The sequence below is a fragment of the Terrabacter sp. C0L_2 genome (assembly GCF_036352015.1).
Taxonomy (GTDB): Bacteria; Actinomycetota; Actinomycetes; order Actinomycetales; family Dermatophilaceae; genus Terrabacter; species Terrabacter tumescens.
Map to the genome: position 1 here is coordinate 938,813 of NZ_CP143557.1, position 21,139 is coordinate 959,951.

Consider the following 21,139-nt stretch of genomic DNA (forward strand, 5'->3'; position numbering starts at 1 on the left):
GTCCCCTTGCTTGCTTCTGCCATCCTGCTGCGGTCGGGCGCGCTCAGGCCGAGGCGCGCTCGGCCGGCGGAGCGATGTCGCCGAGGATCTGGTCGATGCACTGCTCGACCGTCGTGCCGGCGAACTGCGCCTCCGCGCCGAGCAGGAGGCGGTGGCTCAGCACCGGCTCGGCGAGCACCTTGATGTCGTCCGGGACGACGTAGGTGCGACCCTGGCTGGCCGCCCACGTCTTGGCGCAGCGCACGTAGGCGAGGCAGCCACGGACCGACAGGCCGAGCTTGAGGCTCGGGTGGCGGCGCGACTCCTCGGCGATGCGGCTGACGTAGCCGAGGATCGCCGGGTCGACGTGCACCTCGTCGGCGAGCTTGCTCATCTCGACGATGACGTTGCTCGCGATGAGCGGGCTGAGCGTCTTGGCGCGGTCACGCGTCTTGGCGTCGGCGAGGACGGCGATGGTCGCCTCGTGGTCGGGGTAGCCGACACTCGCCTTCATGAGGAAGCGGTCGAGCTGCGCCTCGGGCAGGCGGTACGTTCCGGCCTGCTCGATGGGGTTCTGCGTCGCGATGACCATGAACGGCTCGCCGACCGAGTGCGGCTTGCCGTCGATGGTGACGCGGCCCTCCTCCATGACCTCGAGCAGCGCCGACTGCGTCTTCGGCGAGGCGCGGTTGATCTCGTCGGCCAGCACGATGGTCGCGAAGATCGGGCCGGGGTGGAACTCGAAGCTCTGCTTCGTCGGCTCGTAGATCGTCACGCCGGTGACGTCGCTCGGGAGCAGGTCGGGCGTGAACTGGATGCGGCTGTGCGTGCCCTGCACCGTCGCGCTCAGGGCGCGGGCGAGCTGGGTCTTGCCGGTGCCCGGGAAGTCCTCGAGGAGCATGTGGCCCTCGGAGAGCAGGCAGGTCAGCGCGAGGCGCGTCACGTGCTGCTTGCCGAGGACGGCCTTCTCGATGTTGCCGACGAGCTGGTCGAAGGTGTGCGCGAACCAGGTGACCTGCTCCTGGGTGATGCGACCGGTGGTGGGCGTGGCCGTCATGGGTGTCGTTCTCCTGTCAGGTGTTTCATCGAAGTGGGGGTATGCCGTGTGGCCGGGTCGGGGTGCCGTCGCGGGGTGCGCGGCGTGCGCCGGGTCCACGGCGTCATTGCCATGGGTTCTTGGTCGCCGAGTCCCGCCCGTTCGCGCCGGTGCAGGTGACGGTCACCCCTTGGTCCGGATAGCCGAGGAACTTGCCGGAGTTGTTGCCGCCGTTCGTCGGTCGGTGCGTGCCGGCGGCGCCGTTGTCGGGCTGGGACCAGCCGCTCACCGAGCAGCTGATGGCTCCCTCGAAGTTCTGCAGCTCGTAGCCGATGTGGTAGCAGTTCGTGCCGCACTCCTTGCCCTGGTAGGGGTCGAAGCAGCCCGTCGTGCCGCACCGGGTGCCGTGGTAGACGCTGACGACCTTCGGGTTCGGCTTCGGGTCGGTCGTGCCGGACACGTAGGCGGTCCACGGGCCGGGGCCCGAGTCCTGGGCGATGGCCCGGACGCGGATCTTGCGCGTCGTGGAGTAGCCCAGACCGCCGAACGTTGTCGAGTGCGTGCCGGCGTCGACGGTCTGGTTGCGGTCACCGTCGATCTCGTAGCCGGTGATCGGGCGGCCGTTGTTGGCGGCGGTGCCCCACGAGAACGTGATGCTGTTGTTGTCGTGGCTCTCGCGCAGGTTGGGTACGCCCTGCGTCGGACCGTACGGGTGCACCCGGATGGCGTTGGACATCGGCGAGCAGTAGCCGGCCGAGTTGCAGGCCCGGATCGCGATGGTCCGCGACGTCGTGTCGAGCGGCCTCGTCGTCCCCGCCGACGGGCAGCTGCCGCCGGAGCACGGGAACGAGCCGGTGACGCCGTCGGTCGTCCAGTGGATCCGGTCGTAGGAGGCGGCGTGCGCGCTGCCGACCCGGAACGTGACGTCGATCGTCTGGTCGGCCCTCGGAGTCGACGCCGTGAGCAGGGTCGGGGTGTCGGGGTAGCCGTTGGCGACGTAGGACGCGAAGTTCGCCTTGTCGGACGTGGCGGGACCGCCGTTCGTCGCCGTGACGGTGTACTCGACCTTCTGCCCCTCGTAGGGGATCGTGTCGCTCGCCGTGCGGGACTCGCCGCCCGAGCGGGTCGCGATGAGGTTCCACGCGCCGCCCCCGGTGCGACGGTAGACGTCGTACTGCGTGATCGGCGGACCGTTGGGGTCGGTGGCCGGCCAGGAGACCGACACCTGCGCGTTGGTCTCGCCGGGCACCGGGGTGCGCGGCGAGAGCGCCGGGGCCGGCACGTTGGCCGGCTTGCCGAACGACTGCGCCTTGACCGTCGGGCCGAAGGGTCCCCAGCCGGCGCCGTTCTTGGCCTGGACGCGGATGTTGTACGCGTCGTTGTTGATCAGGCCCGAGAGCACCTTCGTCAGTGCCGGCGCCTTGACCGGCACCGTGCCGCCCGAGCCGGCGCTGGCGCCGATGTCGGTGTACTGGACGCGGTAGTCGGTGACGTCGCTGCCCTCGTTGGGCGGCATCGTCCAGTTGACGGTGAGCTTGCGGTCACCCGGCACGACGTTGGTGATGACCGTCGCCTTGGGCTTGGTGTCGGGGCGGACCGTGTTGCTCCGCGGGCTCTCGTCGGACCAGCCGACCGCGTTCTGCGAGCGGACGGTGAAGGAGTAGTCCTTGCCGTTGGTCAGGCCGGTGATCGTGCAGGGCGAGCTCGTGCAGATCTGGCGCACCTCGCCGCCGTTGGCGATGACCTCGTACTGCGAGATCGGCAGACCGCCGTCGTAGGCCGGCGGGCGCCAGTCGACGCGGGCGGTGCTGCCGAGGATGCGGTCGGCGACGGCGACCGGTGCGTCCGTCGGGTCCGGCTTGCTGCGGACCGTGACCGTGACCTGTCCGATGGCAGCCGGGCGACCCGGGGCATCGAGGACGCGCAGCGAGATCTTCGTGTCGTTGCGGGCCTTGTCCGACGCCGAGACCGTCAGCTGGCAGCCGCTCACCGACGCCGTGACCCCCACGCCCGAGACGACGCTCGACTCCTGCACCGAGCACTGCGGCGCGGTCAGCGGGCTGTCGAGGTACTGGGCGATGTTGACGGTGCGGCTCGTGCCGGCGATGAGGCCCTCGACGGTGATGGGGCGCAGCGTCGCGATCGGGGGCGCGCTCGTGACGCGGACCTTGATCTTGAACGTGTCGGCGCCGCCCTTGGCCTTGATGGCCACCGCACCGGTCGTGCCGGCCTGCGCGGCGGCCTGGGCCTTGAGGACGACCTGGCGGCCGCCCTGCCCGACCTGCGAGAGGTCGACGCGGTCGGCGGCCGGGTCCCACGTCGCCTCGTAGGCGGCGGCGCCGGCATCGAGGCCGTCGGGCAGCCATGCGTGGCACAGGCGCGGGATGTCGAAGGTGCGCGAGGGGCCGTCGGCCGCGAGGAGGACCTCGTGGTCGGGGCAGCGCAGCACGGGCACGTCGGGTCCGATCTGGACCGGGATCGTGACGTACGTCTTCTGCGCGGCCTTGTCGCTGGGTCCCGTCGAGTTGGTCACCTCGAGCATGAGCGCAGCCGGCCCGACGTAGCCGTGCGTCGAGGTGAGCGTCAGCTCGGTCCCGGACGTGACGGCGGACTGGAGGTTCTCGTCGGGCGAGGTGGACACGGTGTCGGGCGAGGTGACCGACACCTTGCCGCCGCGCGGGTCGATGACGTAGTCGCCGAGCGGCACCTTGACCGTCGAGTCCGCACCCATCTTCACCGTCTTGCCCGACACGACGTAGGGCTGGCCGTTGTTGCCGGCCGGGACGTAGATGAGGGCCATCGCCTGGGCGCCGTCGGCGTCCTCGATGACGTAGGGCACGACGCGCGCCTGCGGACGCAGGGCGATGCGCAGCTTGCGGCCCTCACGGGTGACGCCGTCGCCGTAGAACTTCACGATCTTCAGCTGCGACTGGTCGCCGTCGAGGTCGCGGTCGTTGGCAAGCGCGTCGACGACGATCGAGGTCTCGCCGGGCTTGGCGGAACCCGTGTCGTCGACGGCCGTCGGCGGGTTGTTGAAGTCCTTCTGCCCGCGGACGGTCAGGGTCGACTTCGACGGGTCGAACAGGCCGTTGGTGATGCCGTAGGTCAGGACCTTGGCCGGACCGACCTCGGGCACGACGACCTTGAAGGAGTCGTCCTTCTGGCGCGAGAACTGCTTGAGGACGTCGGCGTCGTTGAGGGTCGAGAGGTCGACGAACGAGACCGAGTCACCGGCGGCGATGAGGTCGTTGGAGAGCACGTCGGCGCGGACGGTGCGGCCGGGAGCGGCGACGACGTCGTCCTCGACGGCGACCGGCGGCTGCGGGTCACCCGGCTGGACGACACCGACGCGCACGAAACCGTCGCTCGTCCCGCCGAACCGGTCGCGCAGCTGGTAGCGGATCACCTCGGTGCCGGCGCTGCGCGGGTAGGCCTCGTAACGGATCGTCGCCGCACCGAAGCCGACGACGCGGCCGAACTTGAGGTCGACCGTGCCGCTGTCGCCGCCGACGATGCCGCTGACGAAGGTCAGGTCGCCGTCGGGGTCGACCCCGCTCGTCGGCACCGTGATCGACAGGGTGTCGCCGGCCGTGACGCTGGCACTGAAGCTGCGCGCCTGCGGCGGCTGGTTGGGGTACTTCACCGAGTCGGGCAGCGGGTTGACGGTCACCGTGATGCGACCGGTCTGACCCCGCGAGCGAAGGCCCTCCGGGTAGGTCGTGTACTCGAGGATGGCCGTCCTGGGCCCGGTCATGGGGCCGACCTCAGGGACGTAGCGCACGACGGTGCCCGACGCGAAGGCCTGGCCACCGCCGGAGAGCACGCGGACCTGCGGCGCGAGCTTGAGCGGGATGCCCTCGCTCATCGAGTCGTTGTCGAGCGCCGGGATCGTCACGGCGTCGCCGACGCGGACCGTGGCGAGGTCGTCGACGACGGTCGGCACCACCTTGTCCTTGGGCTCGGGCTTCTGCACGACGGACAGCTGGCCGACGGCGGTCTTCGTGCCGTCGGAGATCGTGTAGCGCACCGACCCCTGACGGGTCTGGCTGCCGCTCACCGGGGACGTCGCCTGGACCCGGACCCAGCGGCCCTGGACGATCGACACGCGCAGCCACGCCTGCGAGGTCTCGACGCGCTGGACGACGAGGACGTCGCTGCGGGGGCTGTAGTCGTTGGACAGGACGTCGGCGATGACCGGCGTCTGACCCCGCACGACGGCGGCGTCGGGGGTCGCGACCGGCGGGGCGTCGTTGTTCTTGTCGGGCAGGATGTCGACGCGGATCCGTCCGGTGGCGACGCCCGCACCCACCTGGGCGGTGTACGTCACGACGGAGGTCCCGGGCGTCTGGCCCGTCACGGTGACGACGCCGGTGTCGAGGTTGGAGTCGAGCTGCAACTGGCCCGGACCGCGAACCGCCTGCGCGAGACGCATGCGCGCCTCGGGGTCGGTGGGGTCGGCGCCGGCGATGTCGTTGCCGAGCGGCTGGAGCTGGACCGGCTTGCCGACGACGGCGCGCACGACGTCGGGCTGGGTGCGCGGCCGCACGGGCTTGGTGTCGTCCTCGCTCAGCACGTCGAGGCCGACCGAGGCCTGGGCGGTGCCGCCGCGGCCGTCGTCGACGACGTACTTGGCGATCTGGTCGCCCTTCTGACCCTGGGCCTTGATCGTCAGTGCGCCGGAGCCGTCGACGCCCGTCGTCTCGACGTCGACCGGCGTCACCTGGATCGGGTCGTTCTCGGCGTCGCGCCAGTCGGCGACGACCCCGACCCTCACCGAGCCGTTCGCGACGACGGGGTAGGACGACTGCGCGAGGCGGGCCTGCCCGGCCCGCAGCTTGGGAGCCGAGTTGACGTCGTCGGTGACGATCTTGACGGTCACCTTGGCGGTGGCACGGCCGTTCTTGGCCGTCGTCCCGTTGTTGACGGTGTAGCTGAACGAGAACCCCTCGGAGCGGACCTCGTCGGGCACCGTCACCTGGACCGTCTGGCCGTCGGCCGACGGGGCGGCGGTGATGCCGGCGACGTCGGGCTGCGTCACGTCGCCGGGCGAGATGGCGAGGATCGAGCCCTGGCTGTCGGAGTCGTTGTCGAGCACGTGGAGGGTCGAGGTCCGGCCCGGTCGCACCTGCATGACGTCCGGCTGCGCCTTGGGCGGCGTCCGGTTCTGCTGGTCGTCGAGGAGGTTCTCGTCCTTCTTCTTGTTCTTGTCGTCGGTCTGCGGCGGCGGGATGACCGAGTTCCAGTTGTCGATCTTGACCTTGTCGCGGTCGATGTCCCAGACGTCGCCGGAGTCGAGGTCGTTGAGCACGATGAGGCCGCGGTTGACGCGCAGCTTGACGCCGTCGGTGCGCACGCCCTTCTTCATCGCGCCGAGGTCGACGGTGTCGGCGTCGGTCGGCGAGCCGCAGTTGCGGCCGTAGTAGACGTTGGACGGTCCGGCCCACGCGGCGTGGATGCAGCTCGCGAGGCGGACGGGTGCCGAGAGGAGCAGCTGCTGGCCGGGTGCGCCTTGGCCCAGCTTGACGCCACCCGTGGTCGGGCTGTCACCGGTCAGCGACACCTGGGCGAGCTGCGACTCGTCCTGGATGAGGACCGAGGCGGCGTCGGGGCCCGGCTGCTGCAGCGCCGCGAACGCGGGGTTGCCGGGCTCGGCGCCGCCGATCGACAGCTGCTGCGGCTCGGACAGGGCGTCGGAGTAGAGCTTGCCGGTGCCGGAGTCCCAGACGACCCAGTGGCTGCCCACGGCCGTGACCTGTGCCGACTTCGAGGAGAACTTCAGGTCGGTCGTGACCGGCTTGTCGAACTCCGTCTTGCCCTTCTGCCGCAGGACGGTGAGCGTGCCCTTCGCGGCCGAGAGGGCGTAGACGGTGCCGTCGACCCCGACCGCCACGGCGGCGTTGGCGCCCACCTTGGCGACCGGCTTGGCCTGGGTCTGCAGTCCGTCCAGTCCGCTGATGCCCGAGCGCTCGTCGACGCGCTGGGCGCGCAGCTCCCCGGTGGCGGGGTCGATCATCGCGATGCTGCCGCCGCGGAGGTCGATGGGCGGGGTGGTGAAGACGCGGTTGCCGGTGGCCGTGCTGGCCTTGGGCAGCAGGACGGCCTGCTCGGAGCGCAGGGTGCCCTCGGACGGGCTGATCGGGACGACCTGGTTGCTCGCCCGGGTGTAGCCGACGACGGCCGCGCCGTCCTGGAACATGTCGAGCCCCGAGCTGGCACCCACATCGGCGTAGACACCGGCGTCGAGCTGGCCCGCGGCCTTGTTGATGCGCCCGAAGCGGGACTGCTCCGAGTTGGTCACCCAGATGCCGCCGTCGTTGAGGTCGGCCTTGCGGACCATCTCACCCTCGCTGCGGGTCGCGAGCCAAACGAGCAGGCTCGCGACGAGGGCGACGACGACGGTGGAGATGACCCCGATCCGTCGCTTGGTGGCGGCGGTGCTCATGCGTTCCCCTGTTCGGCGACGACCTTGCGGCCGTCGACCCTCTTCTCATCGGCGGTGCTGGTGTGGGTGTCGGCGCCCTGGGCGCCGAGCGGCTCGTCGAGGAGGGCGAGGTCGCCCTCGGTGACGAGCTTGGTCGAGAGCGCGTGCTCGACGAGACGCGCCTTGCGGTTGGTCGCGAGCTTGCCGACGCCGCCGTGCAGGCCGCGCGTGCCGGCGTCGGCGAGCTTGTGGCAGACGTTGTCGAGCTTGCGGTTGAAGCGGGTGAGAGTCCAGCCGAGGCGGTCGGCGGCAGCGGCCGAGGAGGGTATCTGACTCGTACCCGCTTCACGGCGCAGGAGGAACGGCTCGCAGAGCGCGACGACGAGCAGCTTCTGGTCGGGGGTGAGCGACACGCGCCCGACGGTGGCCGCGCCGACCTCGTCGTCGGCCTCGTCGTCGAACCCTGCGGCGGGGTCGGCCGTGACGGACCGGAAGGCCGGGCTCGCCACGTGGATCTCGAAGTCGTAGGTGGTGGGGCCGGCGGTGAACCAGACGATGAGCTTCTTCATCGCGAGCGGGATCTTCGCGCCCGGGTTGAGCCAGGCCTGGAAGAGGCCCTGCTCGTCGGCGACCGTCGCGGTCAGGGTCGAACCGGTGTTGCTGATCCACCAGAAGCCGTTCTCGAACGAGACGACGAGGAAGGTGCGGTGCAGGTAGGGGTTGTCGTCCACCTCGACGTCGCCGGTGCGACCGATGGTCAGCCCGGTGTCGGGTGACACGGAGTACTCCTCGCCGCAGAACACGACGGTCACCTTGCTGTGGATCACGATCAGGTCCCCTAATCCCTGTCGACACGCCCGCTACTGGCACTTCGCGGTCAACGATGTCCAGTCGTGCGTTGTTACGGAGTCTTGTGGTGGTTTGGTGGTTTCCGGGTCGAGGCTGCCGCGACGACCGCGCGATGTCCACCCGCCGGCATACTCAGACGTTCGGCGCCACGCCTCACTGCGCGGTCTCGCACTGGACGTCGGAGCCCGGCGACACCTGGCCCGACCGGGACACGCGGACCGTGGCGCACACCTTCGTGCCCTTGGCCGCCTTGACCGTGTAGCTCCGGGTCGTGACCGAGACGAGCTTGGAGCGCTCGGGGTTCCCGGCGTCGGAGGCGGTCGGCGCGTAGGACAGGCGGAAGGTGTCCTTCTTGTCCGGTTGCGGGTAGTTCCACGTGAAACCGACGCTCCCGGCGCCCGACCTCGCGGTGACGGTCGGCTTGTCGAAGACGCCGTCGCCGATGGCGCTGTCGTCGCCCGGCATCGAGACGGTCGCGCTCGGCGACGGCAGGGCGGGCTCCGGTGCTCCGCCGCCACCTCCACGCAGCAGGAGGAACACGACGAGACCGACGAGCACCACGACCCCGGCGGCCAGGCCCCAGAGCACGGGGGGCTTGGACAGCGGCGAGACCGGCGGCTGCGCCGGAGCCGGAGCCTCCTGCGCCCCGGCGGCGCCGGCGGCGCGACGGACGGTCGCCTCCTCCGAGGAGTCCGAGCCCAGGGGCGCCGTCTGGCTCGTCACCGGGTCGGTCGCGGCGGCCGGGCGGACCGGCGCCGCCGAGGGCGCCGGTCCGGCGCTCGGCACCGGGGCCGGTGACCACCGCTGCCCACCGGCGTCGGACCGGCGACGGGTCTCACCGTCGGGCATGGTCGGCGACGGCCCGAGCGGCTGCGCGACGACGGTCTGCGGCGCCTTGATGCGCGTGCGGTCCTCGTCGTCACCGCCGCGGCCCGTCGGCGAGCCCTGCGTCTGGCTCACCAGGGTCGTGTGGCCCTGCTCGTCGAGCACGACGATCGGCGTGCGGCCCAGGCGCTGCTGCTGCTCGACGGCCTGGAGGGCGCGCGCGAACTCCAGCGCCGACGCGGGACGGTGCGACGGGTCCTTGGCCATCGCCTGCGCCAGCAGGCGCTCGAGGCCGGCCGGCACGTCCGGGCGCCCGGTCGCGGGCGGTGCGGTGCTGCGGATCCGCGGCATCAACGCATACGCGGAGTTGTCGCCCCCCGGCACCTCGAAGGGGGAACGCCCGACGAGGAGCTGCCACAGCGTGGCCGCGAGCGAGTAGACGTCGGAGCGCTCGTCGCCGTTGCTCTGGCCGTAGAGCACCTCCGGAGGCGCCCACGGCACCGAGACGCCGACGTCGTCGGTGGCCTCCGGCTCCACGTCGCCGTCGCGCGCGCCACGACCGGCGATGCCGAAGTCGGTCAGGCCCGGGGCGCCGTAGGCGCTGATGAGCACGTTGGCCGGCTTGATGTCGCGGTGCGTGATGTGGGCACGGTGCGCGGTCTCGACGGCGCTCGAGAGCTGGATGCCGGTGCGCAGCACGTCCTCGACCGAGAAGCGCTCGGCGCGCGCCCGCATCGCGAGGTTGGGCGGCGGGTAGTACTTCATGACGAGGTACGGACGGCCGTCGTCGGAGGTGCCCGAACGGAACACCTGGACGATGTAGGGGTGGTCGCCGAGGGCGGCCATCGTGTCGGCCTCCTCGACGAACTGCTGGCGCAGCGCGTCGGTCAGGCCCTCGGGCTTGAGCACCTTCACCGCAACCGGCATGCGAGGGCTCTGCTGCTCGTAGAGGAAGACGTCGGCGTAGCCGCCCGACCCGAGCGGCTGGACGAAGACGAGGCCCGGGATCTTCGGGGGCGCACCCTTCTTCACGACGCACCTCCGGCCGCGGGTCGGGGGTGGACGGGCGTGCGGGTCACAGGGCCGCCTCGAAGGTGAAGGAGACCTCGTCGGCCATGGACACGCGCGACCCGGCCTCGAGGACCTGCTGGTCGTTGGCGCGCAGGCGCATCGGACTCTCGCCCGGCAGCGTCACGGTGGTGCCGTTGGTCGTGCCGAGGTCGCGGATCAGCACGTGCCATCCCTCGAGGATGACCTCGACGTGGTTGCGCGAGATGTCGCGCTCGGGGCTCGGCACCTTGACGACGTGCGGCCGGTCGTGGGCGGCGAGGCCGTCACCGAGCCGTGGCGCGCGCCCGAGCAGCACGCTGCGGTCGAGGGTGACGACGTCGCCTGTCGACAGGCGCAGCACGCCGAGCGGCGGCCGCGGCATCGTGAACGGCTCCTGCGGCGGGATGCTCGAGCCGCACACCCGGCAGCGGTCGCCGTGCGGCGGCGTCGGGTGACCCGCCGAGCACAGGACGGCCAGCACGCTGGGGCCCGAGAACGTCTGGTTCTGCGCGGCGTTGCGCGCCTCGAGCAGCGCGCTGCGGTCGACGGTCAGCTCCGTCTCGTCGTCGTCCGCTGCGGGAGCGGCGTCGACCACGGGAGCAGCCGGGGTCGCCGCGGGCGCCGGGGTAGCCGAGACCGGCGGGGCCGGTGGGGCCGTCGGCAGCGAGATGGGCACGTCGAAGCTCGGCTCCGTGGCCGGCTGCACCGACGGGGCGTATGCCGCGGGCGGCGCGGGTGCCGATGGCGCGGCGGGTGCCTGGGCAGCCTGGCCGGTCGGCGGCGCAGGTGAGACAGGCGCAGGTGAGGCAGGCGCAGGTGAGGCAGGCGGCGGGCCCATGGAGATGAGCGGGGTGGCCTCGGGGGCGCGGGCGCCGGGCGGCGGGGTGTTCATCGGGGGCAGCAGGCTCGGGGCCGGGGGCGGAGTGTGCCGCCCCGAGAAGGTCGGCACCTCGGGAGTCACCTCGGGCCGGGGCGCCGCAGCCGGAGCGGGGCTCGCCCACGGGACGGACGAGATGAGGCCGCCCTCGGACGTCTCGGGGAGCAGCGGTGCCGACGGAAGGGGGCGCTCGGGCACCTCGGGGACGGGCGCGGCGTTCGTCACGGGTACGTCGGGCACGTCGGTGACGCTCGGGACCGACAGGTGCTCGTCGTCGTGGGCGGAGTCCTCGTCGTCCGGCTGGGTCAGCTGGGCGAGGGCCTTGCGATGCTCGTCGGCCGTCGTGGTGTGACCGAAGAGGTAGTCGTAGCTGGGCAGCGCGGCTGCCGGCTCGTCGTCCGACGGGTCATGCGTGCCGGCGCCGCCCTGCGGGCCCGGGGCGGGTGACAGTGACGTGGCGGATGCCGGCGAGGCCTGCGAGGGCGCGGCGGCCGGGGCTGCATCCTGCTCGAGCAGGGGTCGGGCGGCCCAGGTCGAGTCGACGTCGCGCGGCTCGGCCGCAGGCAGGTCGCCGGCCACCGGCACGGCGGGCACGGCAGGCACGGCGGGCGCAGGAGAGGACGGCGCGGGAGAGGACGGCGCGGGAGAGGACGGCGCGGGGGGCGCGGGAGAGGACGGCGCGGCGACGGGCTGGGGGGCGGCCGCCGGAGGTGCCGCTGCCTCGAGCTCATCGGGCTGAGGCGCCTCGGGCTGACCTGTCTCGGGCTGCGGAGCCTGCCCCTGCGTCGTCGTCAACGGCGCGGCCGCGGCATCGGAAGGTCCGCTCGTCTGCGGGTGCAGCGGCGTCGTCTTCGGCGTGGCGCGCACGGGCGCCGGTGGCGCTGCGGAGGTCCACGCGCGCAGCGCCGGAGCAGCCGCAGCCGCGGGAGCAGCAGGAGCCGGCTGGGCGGCGGGGACGGTCGGCGGAGGCGCGTGAGTGCTCGCCGGCTGAGACGTGGTGGTGCCCGCCTCGGGGGGTACCGCCGGGGTGTCGCGGCGTGCCCAGCTGCGGTCCCACGGCGAACGGCCTGAGTCGTTCGAGCCGGCAGGGTCGCCGGACGCGCCGGGCTCGTCGGCGCCCGCGGCACCAGACCCTGCGGCGGCCCCGGCCGATCTCGAGACGTCCCCGAAGGTCGGGATGCCGCCACCGACGGGGCGGGCATCCGGCACCTCGTCCGAGGCCCCGTTCGAGGAGTCTGCGGTGGAGTTATCGGTGGAGTCTTCAGACGAGTCGGCAGGCGGCTGGGACGGGGAAGCCGTGCCCGGTTCCGCCGACGAGCCGGGGGCGGACGAGGCCGGGCCAGCGACCACATCGGCCGGCTGGTCGGGCTGGTCGTGCTGGTCGTGCTGGTCCGTCGGCGCGACGGCGTCCGGCTGGCCGGCAAGGCCGCCCGCACGGTCGGTGGACGCAGCGGGGGCCGCGCCTCCCGACCCCGGCGCCACGGCATCGGAGCCTGCAGGACCTCCCGCGAGCCCCTGGGCCGGCACCGGCTGGGAGCGCTCGGACTCGTCGAGCACGCGCAGCACGACCCGCTCGGGGTGCTCGGGCAGCTCGAGGTCGGTCCAGACCTTGTTGCTCGTGGCACGGACGTCGTGCTCGGAACCGTCGGCGAGGGTCACGACGGCCGACACCGGGCCGAAGGCCACGATCCGGGTCTGGGGCTGCCAGTGCACACCGACGAAGTGGTGCGCCTTGCGCATGCCGCCGGCCGTCAGCACCTCGACGACGTCGTCGATGTCGCCACCGTCGGCCGCGTCGCTCGCGGCGATCGTGCGCTCGTCGTCCTCGTCGAGGCCGATGAGCAGGTGCATGCCGGGGCCCCCGATGTGCGTCCACCCGTCGGGGGCCCGGTCGACAACAACGGACGGGCCACTCACGTCTACGACCTGCTCTCCCCTGATGAGCCGTTCACGTTCTCGCGCGGGGTGGTGTCCTCGTCGACGTCGGAGTCGGCGTCCTGCCCCTGCACGGCGACGACGATAGCAGTGACGTTGTCGCGGCCCCCGGCCTCGACACCGCGTCGCACGAGCGCCTCCGCGGCGGCCTCGGCGTCGGGGTGGTCGGCCAGGACGGCCTCCATCTCCTCACGCGTCAGCTCGTTGGACAGGCCGTCGGAGCAGATGACGAAGACCTCGCCCGGGTAGGGCGGGAAGACCCACGTGTCAACGACGCCCATTGGGTCGCGGCCGAGCGAGCGCGTGACGACGTTGCGCCCGGGGTGCCGGTGGGCCTGCTCGGGGGTGATGAGCCCGCGCTCGACGAGTTCCCACACCTCCGAGTGGTCGACGGTGACCTGGGACAGGCGTCCGTCGATGCAGCGGTAGACCCGCGAGTCTCCGATGTTGAAGACGGCCCAGTGCCGCGAGCCGCCCACCGAGACCAGGGCCAGCCCGGCGATGGTCGTGCCCATCCCGGTCTGCTCGGGGTGGCGTGCGGCGGAGCCGAGGATGCGCCGGTTGGCCTCCTCGACCTGGGCGACGATGTCGCGCACCTGGATGACGGGACGGTCGGCGAGCTCCGCCACGGTCTCTGCGGCGATGCGGCTCGCGACCTCGCCGGCGGCGTGTCCGCCCATCCCGTCGGCGACGGCGTAGACGGTGCCCTGGGTGATGGCGGTGTCCTCGTTGTGCTGGCGGACCCGGCCCACGTCGGTCGCGAGGCCGACGGAGATCGCCGGGAGGGCGCCGCTCATGCGTCCGTTCCCGAAGCCGTGCCTGCAGCCGTGCCCGCAGTGTCCGCAGCAGCGGACGCGGGGGTGTCGACCGAGGAGTCAGCCTGGTCCTCGCCCCAGGGCGTGACCCGGACCGTCGTCAGGACCTGCCGGATGAGCTCGTAGTCGTCCACGGCATCCGGTCCGCCGACAGCGCCGGTCAGCTGGACGACGTGGGCGCCGGCGTCGGGCGACCCCGAGCGCACGAGGTGGAAGAGGTTGGCCTGCAGCACCGTCTCGACGTCCGGGTCGGGCCACGTCGCGTCGCACCCGACGAACTGCGCGCCGCCCAGGTCGGCGGCATACGGCTCGGAGACCGTGCCGCCCCTGGAGGTGGCCAGCGAGGCGATCTGCTCGAGCGACTCCTGCACGTCGAACTCGGGCCCGCACGACGCGATCGTCACGAGGACGTTGGGCGCGAAGCCACCATCGCGCGGCAGCCGGGCGGCCATCGTCGTGCCCGGCGCGTGGGCGGGCTCCCATCCGTCCGGAACCTCGAGGGCCACCGACGGCTGGCCCGGGAAGTCGGCGCTCGGATAGGCGAGGGTGCTCATGGGCTCGTTCCTTTCGGTCGTTCCCGCAGGGGTCGGGGACGGCGCGGTCAGTCAATCATTCACGGGATGCCGTGTCAGATCGGCCGAGGCACCGTCTCGGAGCGGTGGCGGCACGGGAACGAGGTGGTGCCGAGCGTACGACGACGGAAGGACCCTCGCGATGGGGAGAACTCCCCACCCCGGGACTGGACGGGCAGCGCTCAGTCCGAGGGCCGGTCCGCCCACCAGGCGAGCAGCCGCTCGCGCGCGGCGTCCTTGCCGATCGGGCCGTCGTCGAGGCGGACCGACAGGAGGAAGTCGTACGCCTCGCCGAGCACGGGACCGGGACGGATGGCGAGCGCCTCGGCGATCTCGTTGCCGTTGAGCTCAGGCCGCACGCTGGCCAGCTCCTCCTCCGCGGCGAGTCGCTCGATGCGCTGCTCGAGATCGTCGTAGGCGCGCGAGAGCCGCTGCGCCTTGCGGACGTTGCGGGTCGTGCAGTCGGACCGGGTGAGCCGGTGCAGGCGGGTCAGCAGCGGCCCGGCGTCGTTGACGTAGCGGCGCACGGCCGAGTCGGTCCACTGGCCGTCGCCGTAGCCGTGGAAGCGCAGGTGCAGCTCGACGAGGCGGGCGACCTGCTTGGTCGTGTCCTTGTCGAAGCGCATCGCCTTCATACGCTTGCTCGTCAGCTTGGCGCCGACGAGCTCGTGGTGGTGGAAGGAGACGCCGCCGCCGTCCTCGAAGCGCCGGGTCGCCGGTTTGCCGATGTCGTGGAGCAGGGCGGCGAGGCGTAGCACGAGGTCGGGCCCGGGCACGGACTCGGGTGGTCCGCCGGCAGGACCCTCGAGGGCGATGGCCTGCTCGAGCACGATGAGCGAGTGGTCGTAGACGTCCTTGTGGCGGTGGTGCTCGTCGAGCTCGAGGCGCAGGGCGGGCAGCTCGGGGAGGAACACGTCGGCGAGGCCCGTGTCGACGAGGAGCGTGAGCCCGAGCCGCGGACGAGGTGACAGCAGCAGCTTGGTGAACTCGTCGCGTACGCGTTCGGCCGAGATGATCGAGAGCGTGCCGGCCCGCTCGGTCATGGCCGTGCGCACCTCGGGCGCGACGTCGAACCCGAGCTGCGAGGTGAAGCGGGCGGCGCGCATCATCCGCAGCGGGTCGTCGGCGAAGGACTCCTCGGCGGCCGCCGGCGTGGTGAGCCGCTGCTGCACGAGGTCGGGCAGGCCCCCGTGGACGTCGACGAACTCGAGGCCGGGCAGCCGGATCGCCATGGCGTTGACGGTGAAGTCGCGGCGCACCAGGTCACCCTCGAGGGTGCCGCCGAACATCACCTCCGGCTTGCGGGACGAGCGGTCGTAGGTGTCGGCGCGGTAGGTCGTGATCTCGATGACGTGCTCGCCCTTGCGCAGGCCGATGGTGCCGAACTCGCGGCCGATGTCCCAGTGGGCGTCGGCCCAGCCGCGGACCACCGCGAGGATGTCGTCGGGGCGCGCGTCCGTCGTGAGGTCGAGGTCGGGCGAGACGCGTCCGAGGAAGGCGTCGCGGACCGGTCCGCCGACGAGGGCGAGCTCGTGCCCGGCGCCCGCGAACAGCTCGCCGAGCTCGGTCAGCATCGGCAGGACGGGGGCGAGTCGGGCGACGGCGGCGCGCAGCAGCGGCAGGCCGGCGTCGGCGGGCTGCTCGCCGTCGGGGGCGCGCGTGTCGGGTCGGTCAGGCACGCGCCCAGCCTAGTGAGCGGTGGGCGCGGCCCCGACCGCACCGGCGGGCGCCCCGTGTCGCCGTCGCGACGACAGGATCGCCCATGGCCCCGCCCGTTATGGTGGCGATGTGAGCGCCCTGCCCGTCCCGAGCCCCGTGCCGGGCAGGCGCCTGCCCGCGGTCGAGGAGCGCTCTGCCGGGGGCATCGTCGTGGACGTGCGCGAGGGCCTGGCCCTCATCGCCGTCATCGCCCGTCGCAACCGGGCCGGCCGCATCGAGTGGTGCCTGCCGAAGGGACACGTCGAGCCGGGCGAGACGCTCGTCGAGACGGCCGCGCGCGAGGTCGCCGAGGAGACCGGCATCGTGGGTCGGGTGCTCATCGAGCTCGGCACCATCGACTACTGGTTCGCGACGTCGAACAAGCGGGTCCACAAGTTCGTGCACCACTACCTCCTCGAGGCCACGGGTGGTGAGCTCTCCATCGAGAACGACCCGGACCACGAGGCCATCGACGTCGCCTGGATGCGGCTCGACGAGGTGCACCGCAGCCTCACCTTCCCCAACGAGCGCCGCATCGCACAGGCGGCGTGGAACCGGCTGGCGGGGACGGCGTGATCCTTCGAGGGTCGCGGCGTCCGGACACGAGCGGGCGTCGCGTGACCCGCCTCGTGCGCAGCCTGACCGCCACTGTGACGACGCTCGCCGCCGCAGGCCTCTCGGTCGGCCTCTCGGTCGGTCTCTCGGTGGGTGGCAGCGTGGCCGGCGCCGCGCCCCCCGTCGCCGTCCCGATGACGTATGCCGTCACGTCCGTCGCGCAGGCCCCGGCAGCCGCGCACGGGCCCGCGGTCACCCCCGCCAAGGACGTCGCCGTCATCGTCCTCGCCACCCTGTCGCCCGCGGTGGTGGGTCCGGGCAAGGACGTGACGATCACCGGCACCGTCACGGCCCCGCTGACGGGTCCGCTGTCGAGCCCCGAGCTGCGGGTCGTGCGGGGCGACGTGACGGTCAACCAGCGCACGGCTCTCGACGCCTGGGCGTCGGGACGCACACCGACCGCCGGTCGCACCGTCGAGACGACGACGCTGCCGACCGTGGCCGCCGGGCAGAGCCGGGCCTTCACGGCCACCGTGCCGTGGCAGCAGCTGCGCTCCGAGGAGGCCTTCGCCGCGCTGCCGATCTCGGTCGAGGTCGTCCAGGAGGGAGCGAGCGAGCCGACCGGCCGGACGCGCACCTTCATCGCGTGGAACGGGCGCAAGGAGTACGTCCCGCTCAAGGTGGCGACCGTCATGCCGGTGACGCTCGACCCCGACGTCGACCTCTTCTCCCGCGACGACGCCGCGCGCGAGGCCGCCTGGCAGCGGGCCATCGGACCCGACTCCCGGGTGGAGCGCATCGTCGAGGGCACCCGGGAGTCCCGGGTCGACCTCGCGGTCGACCCGTCCGTGCTCGGACCCGACACCGGCACCGACGCCACTCCCGGCGGGAGCACTCCGACCCCGACCCCGAGCGGCACGACGTCGACCACACCGACGCCCCCCAGCACGACGACCCCCGGCGGCTCTGGCACGTCTGGCACGTCTGGCACGTCTGGCACGTCTGGCACGTCTGGCACCTCGGGCACCCCGGGCACCCCGGGCACCCCGGCGCCGACGACGTCCGGCCAGGCGACGCCCACCCCGACGGGCACGGGCGGCCAGCCGTCCGGGGCCGGCGCCGCGATCGCCCGCCTCGGTACCGGGCTCGTGACGCAGCTGCACGGTCGCAGCGTGTGGGCGCTGCCCTACGCCGACGCCGACATCGCGGCCACCGTCGGCACCGACCCCGCCAACACCCTCGTGCGCGACCTCGTCAGCCGCGCCACCACCCTCGCAGCTCGACTCGGCCAGCCGGCCCGCGCCGACATCGTGTGGCCGGTCGACGGCCTCCTGCCGACCGGACGCGAGCAGGGCATCAAGAAGCTCCTGTCCGGCACCTCCGTCAAGAAGCCGGCCGGCATCGTCGTCAGCGCTCCTGCGGTGACGAAGGGGACGGCATACACCCCCACCGCGCGGCGGGTCACGAGCGCCGGGACCCGGCTACTCGCGTACGACCCCCGCCTGTCGGCACTGCTGCCCAAGCGCAGCGACCCCAGCCCGGTCCTGTCCGTGCAGCGCTACCTCGCCGAGACGCTCGTGCTGCTCGGCGAGCGGGCCGGCACCCCCCGCTCCGTCCTCGTCGCCGCCCCGCGCACCTACGACCCGGACGCGGCCGCCCTGTCGACCTTCCTCACCGCCACCGCGAGCGCGCCGTGGCTCGAGACCGTGGGCGCGGCCTCGCTGCTGTCCGACGACGGCACCGACCAGGCCGTCCCCCAGACGAAGCCCACCACGCCCGTCGCGTCCGCCGCCCCGCGTCCGGTGCTCACGGCGAGCCGCCTCACCCAGCTGGCCGAGCAGCGCGACACGCTCCTCAGCGTCTCGTCGGTGCTGCGCGACGGCGCCGAGTTCGAGCGCACCTACCGCGAGGTGCTCGACGAGCTCGGGAGCGCCCGCTGGCGGTGGCAGCCTGCGTCGTGGGTCAAGCTGTCGGCCTCCGTCGCCAACGACATCAAGGCAGCGACGCGGGCGATCCGCGTCGTGCCGCGCACGAGCACGATCAACCTGCTCGCCGAGAACGGCACGCTGCGCATCACCGTCGAGAACGGCCTCGACTACACGGTGGAGGACATCCGGCTGCGCCTCGTGCCCGACAACCCGCGCATCCGGATCGTGGAGCAGCCGGCGCCCGTGACGATCGGTCCGTCCTCACGCACCAACGTGCCCGTCGAGGTCGCCGCGGTGGCCGCCGGACGCGCCGAGATCCGCGCGTTCCTCACCACGGCCGACGGCACCCAGATCGGCTCGCCGGCCTCCATCCCGGTCGCCGCCAACCCGCTCGACAGCACCATCTACTGGGTCGGAGGGGTCCTCGTCGGCCTCGTCCTGCTGGCCGGTGTCATCCGCGCCGTCGTCAAGGGAACCTCGCGCGTCGACGAGATCGCCGACATCGAGGCGGTCACCGCGGCACACGAGTCTCTCGGCGGTGCGGACGAACGGGATGGCGCCTGACCCGCCTAGGATGGGGGCCGAGCCACGCATCCACGCACGACCGGACGAGGGGAGGGTGACGCACGTGCAGGGAGTCGGACCCGGATCGGTCCTCGGCGGCCGCTATGCCGTCACACTTCGCACCTCCGAGGGCGCCCACCACGAGCGGTGGCGTGCCAACGACCACACCCTCGAGCGCGAGGTCGTGCTCGTCTGCTTCCCCGCTGGGGCCTCGGTCGCGCCCGCCGCGCTCGACGCGGCCCGGCGCGCCGCCGGCATCGAGGACCCGCGCCTCGTGCGCGTGCTCGACGTCGGCACCGACCAGGGCGTCGGCTTTATCGTCGAGGAGCCGCTGACCGGCGCCGTGCCCCTGTCGCACCTGCTGCAGAGCGGCGGCCTGGCCGCCGACGAGGTGCGCCGGCTCACCGGTGAGGCCGCCACGGCCCTCGACAAGGCCACCCACCGCGGCCTGCACCACCTGGCACTCTCGCCCAGCTCGGTGCTGCGCATGCCGGACGGCGCCGTCAAGGTCCGTGGCCTCGCCACCGAGGCCGCCCTCACCGACGCCGACCGGCTCTCCGACGAGCGGGCGTCCCGCGCCGACGCCGTCGGCCTCGTCAAGATCGCGTATGCCGGCCTCACCGCTCGCTGGCCGATGGTGGCCGTCGACGACGGGCTGATCCCCGCCGGCTCCCCCGTCGGTCTCGAGCCCGCGCCGACCATCGTCGGCGGCGTCGCCGCGCCGTCCGAGATCGCCGTCGGCGTGCCCAACGACCTCGACCTCATCTGCCGCATGACGCTGGGCAGCGGACGACGTGGCCCGGTCTCCCCCGGCGACCTCGCCCTGCAGATCGCCCCGTGGCCCGCCGAGATGGCGACGTCCGACGGTGCCACCGGCATGCGCCTGCGGGCCCGTGACGACCACGAGTCGCTCGAGCCGACGCGGGTCATGCCCTCGGTCGGTGCCGGCGTCGGCGCGGCCGGCATCGCCGGAGCTGCGGCTGCAGGCGCCGTAGCCGGCGACGGTGGGTCCGGCGTGGGTGGCGCGGGCGACGGCGGCCAGCACGACACGGTCTTCTTCGACCGCGTGGGCGACGAAGGCGCCGACCGGTCGGTGACCGCCACGCAGGCGTCGGGCGACCGGCTCCCGGGCGGCATCGCCGCTGCCGGAGCCGCGGCGGCCGGCGTGGCCGGCGCCATCGGCGACCGGGTCGGCTCGTTCGCCCGGGCCGCGGCCGACAAGGCGGCCGCGCGCGCCGCCGAGCGTCGCGCCTCACGCGACGGCGACCTCGACGACTTCGACGGCGAGGACATCGGCCTCGTCGACGCCCTCGACGAGGCCCCGACCACCCGCCTCGAGCCCCCCGTCCCGGTGTTCGGCCGCGACGCGCCCGAAGCCCCCAGCGGCACCCAGTCCCGCATCGCCCTGGCCATCGTGGGCGTGCTCGTCATCGTGGCGCTCGTCATCGGCGTCAGCAACGTCATGAAGATCGGGCAGCACGACGGCTCGGCCGCCCCGGCGGTCACGGTCACCAAGACGCGCACGCCGACCTCGACCGCCGTGCCCAGCCAGACCACGCAGGCACCGCCGACCACCACCGAGGCACCCCCCGCCGCACCCGTCTCCGTCGTCGGCGGCAAGAGCTTCGACCCGGAGGACGGCAACGAGGCCGACCAGAACGTCAAGCTCACCTATGACGGCGACCTCAGCACCGAGTGGCGCTCCCGCTGGTACGGCTCCTCCACCTTCAACGGCAAGAAGGACGGCGTCGGGGTCCTGCTCGACCTCAGCGCCCCCACGGTCGTCAAGGAGGTCGAGCTCGTGCTCGGCGCCAAGCAGGACGTCACCGTCTACGTCACCGACTCCGGGTCCACCGACTCGCTGGACGGTGCGCAGGAGGTCGGCTCCAAGAAGGGCGCCCAGGGCACCGTCGTCATCAAGGCCGGCGGCGAGCTCAAGCCGGCCAGCAAGGTCCTCGTCTTCGTGACCAAGGCCGCGCCCGCCGAGGCCGCGAACCACTACCGAGCACAGATCAGCGAAGTGACGGTGCGCTGA

General features: G+C 72.8%; 11 protein-coding genes. 3 read left to right on the forward strand and 8 right to left on the reverse strand.

All coding sequences use genetic code 11. From position 1 onward, the window contains the following. Positions 1 to 43 precede the first annotated feature (43 nt). The 8 genes from U5C87_RS04420 to U5C87_RS04455 form a co-directional block, all read right to left on the reverse strand. The gene (locus U5C87_RS04420; RefSeq protein WP_030197699.1) at positions 44 to 1,036 is read right to left on the reverse strand and encodes an AAA family ATPase; all 993 of its coding nucleotides are present in this window, start codon (positions 1,034 to 1,036) and stop codon (positions 44 to 46) included. 103 nt (positions 1,037 to 1,139) lie between these two features. After that, complete coding sequence (locus U5C87_RS04425; RefSeq protein WP_330475430.1) at positions 1,140 to 7,457, reverse strand: Ig-like domain-containing protein; 6,318 nt, start codon at positions 7,455 to 7,457, stop codon at positions 1,140 to 1,142. Further along, positions 7,454 to 8,263 (reverse strand): hypothetical protein, encoded by an 810-nt coding sequence (locus U5C87_RS04430; RefSeq protein WP_330475431.1) that lies wholly within the window; start codon positions 8,261 to 8,263, stop codon positions 7,454 to 7,456. The genes U5C87_RS04425 and U5C87_RS04430 overlap by 4 nt, the downstream gene beginning before the upstream one ends. Before the next feature lie 175 nt (positions 8,264 to 8,438). Beyond that, a complete protein-coding gene (locus U5C87_RS04435) occupies positions 8,439 to 10,142 on the reverse strand; it encodes a serine/threonine-protein kinase (RefSeq protein WP_330475432.1) in 1,704 nt (567 codons plus the stop codon). 43 nt (positions 10,143 to 10,185) lie between these two features. Further along, on the reverse strand, positions 10,186 to 12,954 hold the full coding sequence (locus U5C87_RS04440; protein WP_330475433.1) for an FHA domain-containing protein: 2,769 nt from the start codon (positions 12,952 to 12,954) through the stop codon (positions 10,186 to 10,188). Between the two features lie 2 nt (positions 12,955 to 12,956). Further along, positions 12,957 to 13,769 carry a PP2C family protein-serine/threonine phosphatase gene (locus U5C87_RS04445; protein WP_043416695.1) on the reverse strand — a complete coding sequence of 271 codons (813 nt, stop codon included), beginning with the start codon at positions 13,767 to 13,769 and terminating at the stop codon, positions 12,957 to 12,959. Next, positions 13,766 to 14,341 (reverse strand): hypothetical protein, encoded by a 576-nt coding sequence (locus tag U5C87_RS04450; protein WP_330475434.1) that lies wholly within the window; start codon positions 14,339 to 14,341, stop codon positions 13,766 to 13,768. The genes U5C87_RS04445 and U5C87_RS04450 overlap by 4 nt, the downstream gene beginning before the upstream one ends. A gap of 200 nt (positions 14,342 to 14,541) precedes the next feature. After that, positions 14,542 to 16,038: a CCA tRNA nucleotidyltransferase gene (locus U5C87_RS04455; RefSeq protein WP_330475435.1), complete on the reverse strand. Its 1,497-nt coding sequence runs from the start codon at positions 16,036 to 16,038 to the stop codon at positions 14,542 to 14,544. 109 nt (positions 16,039 to 16,147) lie between these two features. Here U5C87_RS04455 and U5C87_RS04460 point away from each other — a divergent pair, with 109 nt between their 5' ends. The 3 genes from U5C87_RS04460 to U5C87_RS04470 all read left to right on the forward strand — a co-directional run bounded on the left by U5C87_RS04460 (position 16,148) and on the right by U5C87_RS04470 (position 21,139). Further along, complete coding sequence (locus U5C87_RS04460; RefSeq protein ID WP_030197670.1) at positions 16,148 to 16,633, forward strand: NUDIX hydrolase; 486 nt, start codon at positions 16,148 to 16,150, stop codon at positions 16,631 to 16,633. Between the two features lie 41 nt (positions 16,634 to 16,674). Further along, on the forward strand, positions 16,675 to 19,104 hold the full coding sequence (locus U5C87_RS04465) for a DUF6049 family protein (protein WP_330475436.1): 2,430 nt from the start codon (positions 16,675 to 16,677) through the stop codon (positions 19,102 to 19,104). 64 nt (positions 19,105 to 19,168) lie between these two features. Then, entirely contained in the window at positions 19,169 to 21,139 is a 1,971-nt protein-coding gene (locus tag U5C87_RS04470) for a hypothetical protein (protein WP_330475437.1), read from the forward strand.

Coding starts and splice junctions, on each gene's coding strand:
- U5C87_RS04450 (WP_330475434.1), bottom strand. CDS start 14,341: ATGAGCACCCTCGCCTATCCGAGCGCCGACTTCCCGGGCCAGCCGTCG.
- U5C87_RS04445 (WP_043416695.1), bottom strand. CDS start 13,769: ATGAGCGGCGCCCTCCCGGCGATCTCCGTCGGCCTCGCGACCGACGTG.
- U5C87_RS04425 (WP_330475430.1), bottom strand. CDS start 7,457: ATGAGCACCGCCGCCACCAAGCGACGGATCGGGGTCATCTCCACCGTC.
- U5C87_RS04420 (WP_030197699.1), bottom strand. CDS start 1,036: ATGACGGCCACGCCCACCACCGGTCGCATCACCCAGGAGCAGGTCACC.